Annotated in this window: 9 protein-coding genes; all 9 read right to left on the reverse strand. The window is 41.1% G+C overall.

Features of this window, described 5'->3' with window-relative positions; all coding sequences use genetic code 11:
- Nucleotides 1-207 precede the first annotated feature (207 nt).
- The 9 genes from DFQ12_RS21785 to pafA all read right to left on the reverse strand — a co-directional run bounded on the left by DFQ12_RS21785 (nt 208) and on the right by pafA (nt 12,973).
- Nucleotides 208-1,248: a TlpA family protein disulfide reductase gene (locus DFQ12_RS21785; RefSeq protein WP_120261178.1), complete on the reverse strand. Its 1,041-nt coding sequence runs from the start codon at nt 1,246-1,248 to the stop codon at nt 208-210.
- Between the two features lies 1 nt (nt 1,249).
- Nucleotides 1,250-2,383 (reverse strand): TlpA disulfide reductase family protein, encoded by a 1,134-nt coding sequence (locus tag DFQ12_RS21790; RefSeq protein WP_120261179.1) that lies wholly within the window; start codon nt 2,381-2,383, stop codon nt 1,250-1,252.
- Between the two features lie 130 nt (nt 2,384-2,513).
- A complete protein-coding gene (locus DFQ12_RS21795) occupies nt 2,514-3,440 on the reverse strand; it encodes a hypothetical protein (protein WP_147420461.1) in 927 nt (308 codons plus the stop codon).
- An 11-nt stretch (nt 3,441-3,451) separates the two neighbouring features.
- Complete coding sequence (locus DFQ12_RS21800) at nt 3,452-4,915, reverse strand: RagB/SusD family nutrient uptake outer membrane protein (protein ID WP_120261181.1); 1,464 nt, start codon at nt 4,913-4,915, stop codon at nt 3,452-3,454.
- A gap of 14 nt (nt 4,916-4,929) precedes the next feature.
- Nucleotides 4,930-8,490, reverse strand: a complete 3,561-nt coding sequence (locus DFQ12_RS21805; RefSeq protein WP_120261182.1) for a SusC/RagA family TonB-linked outer membrane protein — start codon at nt 8,488-8,490, stop codon at nt 4,930-4,932.
- An 83-nt stretch (nt 8,491-8,573) separates the two neighbouring features.
- Nucleotides 8,574-9,758, reverse strand: coding sequence for a FecR family protein (locus DFQ12_RS21810; RefSeq protein WP_120261183.1), 1,185 nt, complete (start codon nt 9,756-9,758; stop codon nt 8,574-8,576).
- Nucleotides 9,759-9,910: 152 nt separating this feature from the next.
- Nucleotides 9,911-10,498: an RNA polymerase sigma factor gene (locus tag DFQ12_RS21815; protein WP_120261184.1), complete on the reverse strand. Its 588-nt coding sequence runs from the start codon at nt 10,496-10,498 to the stop codon at nt 9,911-9,913.
- A gap of 239 nt (nt 10,499-10,737) precedes the next feature.
- Nucleotides 10,738-11,178 carry an RrF2 family transcriptional regulator gene (locus tag DFQ12_RS21820; protein WP_120261185.1) on the reverse strand — a complete coding sequence of 147 codons (441 nt, stop codon included), beginning with the start codon at nt 11,176-11,178 and terminating at the stop codon, nt 10,738-10,740.
- Nucleotides 11,179-11,329: 151 nt separating this feature from the next.
- Nucleotides 11,330-12,973: an alkaline phosphatase PafA gene (gene pafA / locus DFQ12_RS21825; protein ID WP_120261186.1), complete on the reverse strand. Its 1,644-nt coding sequence runs from the start codon at nt 12,971-12,973 to the stop codon at nt 11,330-11,332.
- Between the last annotated feature and the right edge of the window lie 21 nt (nt 12,974-12,994).

Genomic DNA, 12,994 nt, shown 5'->3' on the forward strand with positions numbered 1-12,994 from the left:
AACAACAGGCTGCAAAACAATCAATTAAATAGAAATATCCAATAAAACGGGATAGAACATGATGTTACACCAGCTTTCTTTTCTCAATAAGACACGCCTAATAATATCAGAAGAAATATAGTTTCCATTCCTTTAATTATTCAAGACAAAAAAGCGCCAGCATTTTCAGATGCTGACGCTTACGCTTAAAATTGGCTAACGGAGCGGTTAGTAACCGAATAGCTTAACCAAATAAGTCTTTAATTCCTCTCCCCTTAGGTTTTTAGCAAGAATCTTTCCATTCGGATCTATCAGGAAAGTCGTGGGTAGTGCTGTCACAGCAAATCGACTGACTGCAATGCTATTGTCCGCCGGAATATCGTGCAGCTGAATCCAAGGTAATTGTTGGGTTTTAAGCATATTCTTCCATGCATTTTCACTCTTATCAGTAGAAATACTTAAAATCTCAAACGCCGATTTACCCTTATATTTTCCGTAAATCTCCTGGAGTGTTTTAAACTCTTCGACACAGGGCCCACACCAAGAAGCCCAAAAGTCCAATAGCACATAGGAACCTTTCATAGAAGCGAAGTCAATCTTTTGACCGGTTTCATTTGGCAACGAAAAATTCGCCACCAAAGCTCCTTCTTTTGACAACAAAGCTCCACGAATTTGATTGCCGGCAGATTTACCATAATAGGATTGCTTGATAGCAGGCGTCAGTCCCTCATAAACCTTTAAGGCTTCCTCCGGTTTCATGGCCTTTCCATGGCGGTCCAATAAAAAAGCTGCTCCAAAAGAATTGTTATTTTGAGCAACGACCTGCGTAATCACCGCAGCTTCATCCGTCCCCTTAGTCTGCATAAGTGTGAAATACTGATTCAGTACATCATGGGCTTTGGATCCCGAAACCTTGGAGGTATAGAAAGACTCCAGATCACCCGCAATGTGAATTGTTACTGGAGCATCAACCAGAATACCAAAGGGTGCGTAACCGCCATGTTTTTTAGACTCCGCCTCAGCGGCCAACATGTGCCTGGTGGCTACCGTAAATGGTCGTTCTATTTGCCAAGCTCCTTTCGTAACAGTTGCTGTATCATTATCGCCGGTAATATTGTTATAAAGATAGATCTTGGTACCATCAAATCTCGGGTCAACTTTTCCTACAAAAACAACCTTAGAAGTTGTCTGAGCACGAAGAGCAAAAACACAAAACAAGGATAAAATCGTTCCTATTCCTAGTGCAATAAACTTTAATCTCGTCATCATGTTATTTCAATAGCTCTGCTAATTTTTCATGCAATTGTTCGCCACGCAGGTCTTTAGCAACAATCTTCCCGTCGGGACCGATCAGGAAGTTCTGCGGGATACCGCGGACACCGTAAAGCTTAGCCGCCTCGTTATTCCAAAACTTAAGATCACTTACATTTGTCCAGCTTAATTTGTCCGCCTCAATAGCCTTCAACCAATTGTCTTTCTTGCCCGGTTGATCCAACGAAACACCCAATACAGTAAAATTTTTATCCTTAAACTTATCATATGCTGCTACAACATTGGGATTCTCTGCCCGACAAGGACCACACCAAGACGCCCAGAAATCCAACAAAACATATTTACCCCTAAAATCAGATAACTTAACAGGTTTGTCATTGACATCATGCTGTGTAAAGTCTGGTGCAAGTACCCCAACCGCAGTTGATTTAGCTGCCGTGATCTGCTTCGCGAAAGCTTCTCCACTTTCCGAACTACGTACGGATGCCGAAAGCTTATTAAATTCAGGTTCCAAAGTTAAAATGTCGGCCCCAGCATAAAGTTGATCCTGAATCGCCAATAAACTGAAATAAGAGTTTGGATTCTTCGCGATATAGTCTTGTTGCAACTGTTTCTTCTGTTCCGCAAATTTCATATACTGCTCCCGAAGCGGCCCAGCGAAAGCATCGTCTTTGCGTTGCTCTGCAGTAGCACTGCTGTATTTCAGATTGATCGCATTAATTCCGTCCTCGGCTTCCTTGATAAGATTCTTATACGCTGCGTGAGCATCCTGTAACGACGAACCTTTTATAACGGCTGTTTTAACAGAATCTTTTGCAGTGATTGTCGTTTTTCCCTTATCGACATAAATACCAACCATGTCCCCTTTGTACCCGATCTTGTCCCAACCTTTATTCTCCTGATCATATACAATATAAACCATTGTAGGTCCATTTGCCTGCCCTTTAAAAGTAAACCTACCCTTATCTACTTTTACAGAGTCTAATACCTGACTATTCGGAGTACGGATAGACATAAATACCTGTCCTTCTTTTTTGGCTTGTTGTATTTTCCCCTCAATACTGAAATCCGACTGTTGTGCCATCACCGCACTAGGGAGAGCCAACAAGGCGATCATTTTTAAAATTTTCATGTGTACAAATTTGATTTTAGATGCTTGTATTTAATAATTGTTTACTCGTTAATCATCATAGACGAGCGTCTTTAACCCGTCTATGATGCATTGGCTTTTTTGCTGTATTTCTATAAGGTTTGGCGTGACATTAATTAAAGCTATTTAATTTTTGGCGATACTTATTGCCTGCTGCCTGAATATCCCAATGGTATTCCTTCTTGAGAAAATCTGTCAATATCTTGTATTTAGCGGTTCTTTTTTCACTGGTATCTAAGTATACTTTTTTAATATTTTGATAGGATTCCGTTGTCAACAGACTAAACCACTGCCCCAAGTCAACTTCGTAACCCCTCGAGCCAGAGCCGGAGATATAACCTCGTTCTGCGGCTAATTTGGAAACCTCACGATTACGAGCTTCAATATCTTCATCACTATTGCCCGGAAAATTTTTGTTAATTTCATCGAGTGCCTTTCCATTGTCATAAGGCATTCCGGCAGCCTCAAATCCAGGAACCTTTCCTTCCATTCGCTGCGCGAGCATCCCGGACAAATTGCCCCAAACCATACGCGTAAGTACAGAATCCTGGTAATAATGTGTTTCAGGCACCGTAATAGGTTGGGTATTTAATCGTTCATTGGGCCAACAGACAATTAAACGCGAACGCCCCAAGACATAAATATCCTGTTTCCACCAAGAGCCATTATAGGTCTTTACGAAAAAGAACTCCCGTGGAAATACCCGCCGTACAAAATCCGTAGAAACATTATGCAGCAGGGTATCTACAAACATAATGGCACTTGGTTTGGCTTTGTCCTCCATTGGTGTTGCTCCATAGCGATTATTGACATCTTGCACCAAAATACTATTTGTCACTTCCTTCGGATCCTTAAAATTAAGACGCAGCCATAAATCATAGGTCTTGAACATCTCCTTAACAGCGGGTAACTCCTCTTCTTTTGGGCCAAAACGCTCTTGAAATCCGAAAGATTCCGAGGAATTGATGGATTCATTTTTTGTACATGAACTGGCCAGTAACAACATGCTTACTAGGCCGATTGAAAATATCTTCTTCATTGATGAATTGATTATCGTGGATTAATAGGCATATTTGGTGAATTATTCTGTTCTGATTGCGGAATCTGCAAGACATATTTTGGATCATCTTTGCGCATTACAAACTCCTGTCCATTTTTATAGGCATGCTTGATTTCAGGCTTTCCAAGTCGACGTAAGTCAAAAAATCGCAATCCACCATCGAATGCAGTTTCCAGACGGCGCTCTTCGAGTACTCTTTTCAAAATACCTGCTTTATCACTATAGTCACTTTCCTTTAACCCGATAAACGTTCCTTTTTTGTAGCGCGTCACCAACAGATCGTTGAGGTCTTTCAAAGCATTGCTATATTGCTGTTTTCTAGCGTAGGCCTCAGCACGTATCACATAGGCCTCACTGGCTTTAAAGCCAATATAAAACCAATATTTTTCCTGTGTGGCAAACATATGGTACACCGTCTTGCCAACCATGACACCATCAGGCTGTGAAAAGTCTTCAAATGAATCAAACAAGTACTGCCTGTAATCTACCAGATTACCATTTCTCTTAGTCAGGTCCAAAATCTCTTCGGATGGTTTAAATGCTGCCTGAGCATAGTAAAAGATATTATTATTGGCTCTTCCTGCTGTAAAGAATAGTATTTCTCTATTATAATCTGTGTCAATAAAACCTACATTGCCCGAAAAAGCATACTTATTGGACTTACTGTCAATATAAGATTGCATGGTATTGAGGTCGGCGAGCTTTGCACTTGACATCACTTCTCCAGCAAAGGCTATTGCCTGATCATATTGTCCCATAAATAATGACACACGGGCGCGTAATAATTGCACAGTCGTAATATTGAGCCGAAAACGATCATTCGTAGGCTTTCCGCGCAATAGATCTGCGGCCTGTCCCAAATCTGCTTCGATCTGCCCCCATACTTTTCCTAAAGGTTGACGTACATTATTCTTGCTGAATTCGTTAACATCGACAGCATCAAGAGGCATTGGTACCCCAGGAAGCTCCAGGTTATTTGCCGCATATACATCAGCATACATATTGATCAGATAAAAATAAGCATATGCCCGCAATGCTAATGCTTCACCTTTTATCCTATCGTAGTTTGACTGTTCTTCACCGGTAGGGATGACTTCTTTGAACTTATCCAAGACTGTATTGACATAAAAAATAGTCTTGTAAAGCTGCCCCCAATAAGGATCGTTTGGACTATTGTCCAATAAATGCGATGAGGCAAACAAGAACCAGGGTTCATCAGCAGCACTGGGTTTATACGTCGTATTGAGATTGACCATTGCGTTATCGGTCATTAATTCGGTTTTATAGAAATAATCGCTGCGTGGATACCCGCCTAATAAAATCGATTCATAATCATTGATTGTTTCGGGGGTCATACTATTGACGGGTTTTATATCCAATAAGCCCGTACAAGATGACAAGCCTACTGCTGAACAAAACAGACCCAACAACAAATATTTAGATGTAGTCTTCATAATAGCTTTTAGGTTTAAAATTGAACTTGTAAAGATGCTGTGTATGATCGTGGCACTGGAAGGAATGTATTTCCAAACGATACCTGAACGGATCTCGAGTCTGCGTAAGACATTTTGCTTCCTTGCGCCTCCGGATCCTGACCTTTCAGTTTAGCATCTTTCCATACATAGAGATTATTTCCCTGTAACATAAGGCGAATATTCTGGATTCCCAATGCCCGCAATCTAGGCGTAAAATAATCATAAGAAATGGAGAGGTTCTGCAAGCGCACAAAATCACCTTTTACTGTTCTCAGATCAGAGTTATCGTACATTCTGCCATTGTATGGTGAAGTACCTGTCACAGCAGCCTCAAACGCAGAGTCTTCAAGTTTAGGGATATTCGTATTGAGTTCATCCCCAGGTTTACGCCATCTGTTTACCCATTCTCTCGACAGGTTCTGTGTAGGCTCTGGAAAAGTCAAGGCATAGTTTTGTGAGAGGTTGCGCAGTCGCATCACATTACCAAAACTACCAATAAACAAGGCTGACAAAGACAAACGTTTATAGGCGAACGTATTGGTAAACCCCAATTGCGTCGTTGGCAGATTGGGTCCCTCGTACTTCAGGCCATCCAAGTTCGTCATACCATAGAGTACCTTTTCCCCTTCTTTATTGGTATAAAATGTAGCTCTACCATCTGTATTGAGTCCTGCATAACGATAAGACCATACTCCATCTAGTGGCTTGCCAATTACTGCAGATGATGCATAATTAGTCCGATTTGCTTCTGTCAGACTGCCCACCGTTGGCTTGGCATTAACGTCCAATACCTCATTTTTGTTCAAGCCATAATTGATATTTGATGACCATCTAAAATTCTTAGAATCAATATTGATTGAGCTGACAGAAAACTCCCAACCTCGATTGCGCATTGTCGCCCAGTTCACCTGAAGCGATTCGAATCCGGTCACTTGCGACACTTGTTTTGATCCCAACAGGTCTGTGCCTTTTTTATTATAAAATTCGATAGAGCCCATTAAACGGCGTTTCCAGAAGCCAAATTCAAGCCCCAAATTGGTTGTATAGGTCTTTTCCCATTTGAGATAAGGATTTTTCGGTGCGTTGATAATTAAATAATTGACCGGATTATCTACATTCACGGCGCCGATCGTCGCAACCAAGTCGGAGTAGGCCTGAGAAGCAACATTACCCTGGCTGCCATAGGATCCTCTTAGTGTCAAATAGGATAACCAATCAATCTGATCTAGAAAACGCTCTTGCTTCATCTGATAGTTCGCTCCAAATGCCCAAAGTGGCTGAAATAACTGATTAGTTTTCAGACCAAATCTATTGGAACCATCTGTACGGGCGTTAAAGCTTACAGTATATCTATTGTCAAAGGTATAATTGAATGCACCGAAATAAGATACCGCAGCAGCTTCATCCAGACGTTCTGTCCAATAGGGAACACCCATCTTTTTCATCAGCTCAAACTGTGGCACTTGTTGATGGCCCCGATCATGTGCATATCCATAGACCTGGGTTACTTCCTCCTCAGTCTTAGATTTACGGATCTCTTGCCCTAGCATCACATTCAAATAATGCTTGTCTTTAAAGAGAGGATTATAGATTATTTGATTCCGAAAGGTAATCGAACCGTTAACTGATGCCTTTCCTCTTCTATAACCTCCATCCTTCCAGATCTGCACTGCTGTATAGTCGACGATATCATAATAGTCTTTTTTCCGGCTCCGCACAAAATAACTGTCCTCCAAAGCTATATCTACATCTCGTGTGTTTTGCTTTGTATAACTAAACAAAGAGGTGAATGTCAGATCCTTCATGAATTTCCATTCAAAATCCACTGAAGACCGTAGTCCGAAGTTATTCGCATTTCTCCAGCCCTGTCCCCTGTTTTCCATAAAGTTATATTTCAGGGTATTATGGTAGAAATAACTATAATTTCCATCACTATCAAAAGCGGGTTGCGCACGTGTGGTATAGATCGCCCATTCATAGGGGTTTTCGCGCGAATCGACAGCAAAAAAACTCTTATTGTCGCGCGCATTGATATCCATCATGACTCCCAATCGCATCTTGGGTGTTAAGAAAGTATAGGCTTTCAATGATCCAGTATAAGTTTTCTGTCCCACGCCTTTCGCAGTCGCCTGATCATTATTGTAGCTTCCTGAGGCATAAAAAGTCGTCTTTTCATTTCCACCGGAAAAACTTACATTATACCGTTGAGATAGCGAATTCCTGAATAGATGTTTAAACCAATCGGTATTGACCGTTTCCAGGTACTTTATCTTGTCTTCAAATTGACCCCAGCTAATCCGCTTATCATTTGCATCAATAAAATAACGCTCAAAATCGGTAACAGTGCCATATTCGCCAGGTTTAGGGCTGTTTGCGTTAAATAAATTCCGCTGTAACATTTCTAAATTGACGTCCACCCGTTCCTTGGAGTTCATCATATAGGCGTCCGCTATCTGTGGTCGCTCTCCCATAGTTAAGGTGCTTGAAAAATTCACCCGGGTTTTACCAGCCCGCCCCTTTTTGGAAGTAATTACAATGACACCATTAGCGGCTTTAGTTCCATAGATAGCCGTTGCCGCGGCATCTTTTAAGACATTGATGCTTTCAATATCTTCCACATTGACACCACCAATACCAGAAGCGATCAGGTTTCTATTAGTCATAATATCATCAACAGAAACATTCACCGCGTCATCCAGAATAATACCATCGACAACCCATAAAGGCTGCACATTCCCGCTTAACGCAGCAGTACCACGAATGCGAATTTGCGGCATAGCGCCCGGAGCACCCGAAGTACTCATGACCATAAGCCCAGGTACCTGTCCTTGTAGGAGTTTATCAATATTCGGCTGAAATATCGTTTCTAACTGCTCCATATTAACCGTAGCGACTGAACCGGTCAATGATTTGCGTTGGAGGTTTTGGTAGCCTGTGACGACCACATCGTCCAACTGATTTTCCACAGGAGTCAAGCGCACCTCTATCCAAGTCTTACCCTGCATGGATATCTGCAAAGTCTGGAAACCCATACTTTTGAAAATCAATGTTGTATTTGCATTTGTTACCGATAGGATAAACGTCCCATCAGTATCCGTTCCAACAGCATTCTTTGGATTATCTTTTTCGGCTACCGTAATGCCGACCAGCGGTTTTCCCTTATAATCCATTACACGGCCACGTAGCTGTACTTTCTGCTGTTTGGCTGAACGAGGCTTAGGGGTAATTACAATTGTTTTATTATCGATGCTATATTGCAGCGACTGATCTTTAAAACAATGATCCAATACTTCTTGCACAGTAGCATTCTGCATGTCGATATCCACCGCCGTATTGGATTTGACAAGAGACTCATTGTAGAAGAAATCACAATTGCATTGTCTCTTGATTTCACTAAATACTTGAGAAAGTGGAACTCCCTTCCTCTTTATAGTGACCCGTTGTGCAAAAGCCGCCAGGCTAAACTGCGCACAGGTCAGTGCAACAAATAAAATTGCAGTGCGTTTGCCCAAAGCCCTCCTTTTCAATAGGTCTCTGGAATTGAATAAATTCATTTGGTCGTAATTTATTGGTCAAATAATTAAGGTATACTGCTGTCCCCCGCTCAGCAGTGGTTAGTTAGATTGCATAGGTAAAACTACATCATCAGAATCACCCTCCTTTCTTTTGCTCCCCAAGGAGTGATTTGATATTTTATCTGTCCTGTTCTCCGCAAGATGGACAATACTTCTTCTAATGTCTTTTCTTTGGAAATGACTCCAGTAAAGCCCAATTCGTCAGCTTGGCCGAGTACCCTAACATCTATGCCATACCAGTGCGACAACTCCGCTCCAATCTCTTCCAAACCTGCATTAAAAAATGAAAATTCATTATTTCGCCAAGCATTAACATTGGACAATAAGGCCGGAGAAACATCGATATTAGTCTTCCCAGGGTCGACAACGCTGCATTCTCCGGGGGTCAAAATACGGACCTTCGATGCAGTAGAAACGGCAACACTGCCTTCCATCAATGTTGTTGTGGTCCGATTACTTGCATAAGCCTTAGCATTAAAATGCGTCCCCAGTACCTTGATTTTTTGATCATTTGAAACCACCACAAAAGGCTTCTGCTTATTGTGCGAAACCTCAAAATAAGCTTCTCCCTCCAGATAAACGACACGTTCGGATCCAACAAAATTAGCATCGTAACGTAATTTAGTACCTGTATTGAGCCAAACTTTGGTTCCATCGGTCAACACGATTGCTCCAGTTTTACCCCTTGGAACGTTAATTTCCTGTACCATAGGTTCGGAGGCATTCTCAAATTTTTTGATCTCAAAAAAAGAATCTTCATTTGTTTTTTTTGCAGCAGCGTATTGCGTTTTGCTACTATCCGTCAACTCAATTTTCTCGCCATTCGGCAGCGTTAATGTCATCAGTGATTCCACTTTGGCGCTTTCCATATGTTTATTCGTGACAGTAACAGCGGTAGTGCTTGAAGCCTCCTCATATGCTTTATATTGATACCCTCCTACATAAAGAATCAGTAGTGCTGCCGCAGCGGCTGCCCATGGCCATAAGCGGATCAAAATGGATGGTTTCGTTTTAATCTCTTCTCCAGTGAGCAGCGATTCTAAGATTGGGTATTGGTTTTTCGATTGGGTATACAGTTCCTCAATAATGTCCTCTTCCTCTAGCCGATCATCCATTGCTGCATCCATATACATTTCCAGTTCCTCACGAAAAGATTCGTCAGCGAATAATGCTACCAACCAAGCGGCCTGCTCCGGCGTGCAGGTGCCGGCTAAGTATTTCTCGAAAATCTCCTTTTTATCGTACATAATAATCGCTCAAATCACAGCCTTAATAACCTTAATACGGAGAAGACATAGAAAGTCTATGCTTAGAAAATCATTTTTTTTAAAAAAATTTAAAATTAGGTTTAAGGAGGATAAAAAAGACTTTTGAGACTAGCCTTATGTGAGACAAATCCCTAGTTAAGAAGTCCCAAAAGTGTTATCAACAGCATAAAAAGTTTGGCTCCGAGCTCCTGTTTTAAAAAACGCATCGCTTTGGCCATGTGATCTTTTACAGTACCAACTGAAACTTCATGGATCTTTGCGGCTTCTTCATAACTCTTTCCCTGGAATTTGCACAACAGGAAGATTTCTCTGCGCTTGGGGGGTAATTTTTCTATCGCTTTTGATAGTTCATCAGATAGCTGTTCCAACGTATCATTGGCTTCATCCAGTTCATAATATAAGGTTGCCTGTGTCAGAAGTGCTTTACGCACAGCTTCATCTGTAGCTGATTGGCGAAAATAATCAATGGTCAGGTTACGGGCTATTGTATGTAGCAATGACCAAACGCCTTTCTCGGGAATAATTTTGGCGCGCATATCCCATAATCGTACGAAGGCAATTTGATGTATTTCCAACACATGCTCCTCGTCTGGTAGCAATCTGTTCAGCTTGTGCAACAAGGTGGGAGAATAGTGTTCATAAAGCTTAGAGAAAGCCATTTTGTCTCCCTTAATTAAAAGAGAAACCAGCTTAACCTCATCATTTTCATCGTTTTTCAAGTGATCTGTCCGTATATTATGATAGCCCTAAAATTATAAAATTTATCTTATTCTAAAGCAAAACTCCAATTATTGTCTATGCCAATAAATTATGCTAAAAGGCCTTATTCTGCCAAGATATGTTTTTAGAAATACCTTCAGTATAAAAAAACAGCAGTAAGCTTGCGCCACTGCTGTCTATACTATTCATTGCAAACAAGCTTTTTTGTCTAGTCTGCGGACGGCATCGAACAAGTCGATTATTCGACGTTTAGATTCAATTCTTTTTCTTTATTGATTAGATGTGCAATGCTGGTGTCATTCAAAATTTGCAACATCGCATTCCGCACTTCCACAAATGTATCACGGATGCCACAGGCATGCTCTTCGGTACACTCTTCACAGGAACGATAGAAATTTAGACTGACACAAGGGAGCAAAGCAATCGGTCCATCGATCAGACGCATTACCTGAGATAAAAATACATCTTCTGGAGCTTTATTTAGACTATAGCCACCACCTGCACCTTTTTTACTATAGAGAATCCCTGCGTTGCGCATTTCAAGGAGAATCTGTTCCAAGAATTTTTTTGGAATATTTTCTTCCTGTGCAATCTTAACGATCTGCATAGGTTCATTTCCGTAGTTACGACCGAGCACCATAAGTGCCTTAATTGCATATTTTGTCTTTTTGGAAAGCATAATTTGTTAACCCCCTGTTGAATTGCAAATTTACGTTTTTTATTCAATAGAATAAAACCTATAAAACTAGCCTGTAAAAGAAAAGCCCTTAGCACAATTACCCATTGGATATCCTTATGCTAAGGGCGAATATTATTTGATCATCTAATTGCTATTGGCCCAATACTGCTGTAATGGGTTTACCGATACTTCCATTGGGTTCGGTAATATGCAATAGTGATGAAATTGTAGGCGCAATATCCACAATATGGACCTCGGTATTGGACACACCAGGCTTAATGCCCCAGCCCATAAATACCAATGGAATATGGGAATCGTATCCCGACCAAGTACCATGTGTCGTACCCGTAGATCGTGGCGTACCATCATACCATTGTGGTTCACAAACAATTTGGATAACACCACTTCGTTTGTAGTTATACCCATTGATCATTTTTTCACGCACAGGCTCCGGAATCATTAGGCCTTCGCTCTTTTCCATATCTGCAACATATGCAACACCTTCGGTATGGCGCAATTCGCGAATAATTGTCTCTTTAATTTTATCCCGATCCAATTGAAGCGAATCAATGATTTGATTATTCAAATGCACCTGATAATTCATCATACTCTTGACGATTTTTTCCTGTCCAAATTTCTCTTTCAACTTTTTGTTTAGATCCGAGATAATCTGACGGGAATAGAAATAACCGCCATTTCCTTTCATATCCATATAGAATCTAGAGTTGTAAGAAGCACCATGGTCAGCTGTCAGGAAAAAGGTGTAATTGCCTTTACCAACAGTGTTATCCAGATAAGCAAAGAAATCGGCCAGTTGTTTGTCCAATTGCAGATAAATATCTTCAATTTCTACAGCTGTCAATGAGTAACGATGTCCAACATAATCTGTCGCCGAAAGACTGACACAAAGGAAATCGGTATTTTTAGTTGGGTTATTTCCCATCTGCTCATTCTTGATGGCTTCCATTGCCAGATCTAAGGTAAACTGATTACCCATTGGTGTTGTTTTGATCAACTCAAGACCTTCGTCTTTCATCAACTTAGATGTCGCACGCGGCAAGGTTGGTTTCTCTTCACCTGGATATTTTCCCTCATAGATATTATCATCAGCAATACTGTTCGCCGCATAAGTACTCACATCGTACATCGGCTTCCAGTCTGCTTTAAGGTATTTTTCCGCTAACTTTTTCTTATTGAAGTCAACGACCCACTTCGGTAATTGATCCATATAAAAATTGGAGGTAATCCAATTGCCTGACTTCGCCTCAAACCAATAAGCAGCATCCGCAAAGTGACCGGCAGGTAATATACCGCCTCTGTCTTTAATCGCGATACCGATGACTTTAGATTTAAAATTTGAAGCCAGTTTCAACTGATCCGTTACTGTAGACGCCAGTAAATTACGTGGGGATTGTTTTCCTTCTTTCTCTGTAGTACCTACACCGACGACATTGTCATCTTGGGTACAATACATATTCTTGCCTGTAAGCTCCTCGATCCAATCATTACCCGCAATACCGTGGATTGAAGGAACAGAACCAGTGTATACCGAACTGTGTCCTATAGCTGTATAGGTCGGAATATAATTGATCAGGGTATTCTCACAGGAGAAGCCTTCTTTCAAAAGTCGCTTGAAACCATCATTTCCATATCTGTCGGCAAAACGATATAGATAATCCCAGCGCATCTGATCCACCATCAGACCGACGACCAATTTGGGTCTTTCCGGTTGTTGTGCCATGGAGGAGAGTGCGGCTATTCCAAATACGACACTTAAAAAAAATCTTTTAATCATAGTTATAGTATTGAGTATTGA

This window comes from Sphingobacterium detergens, from assembly GCF_003610355.1.
Lineage (GTDB): Bacteria > Bacteroidota > Bacteroidia > Sphingobacteriales > Sphingobacteriaceae > Sphingobacterium > Sphingobacterium detergens.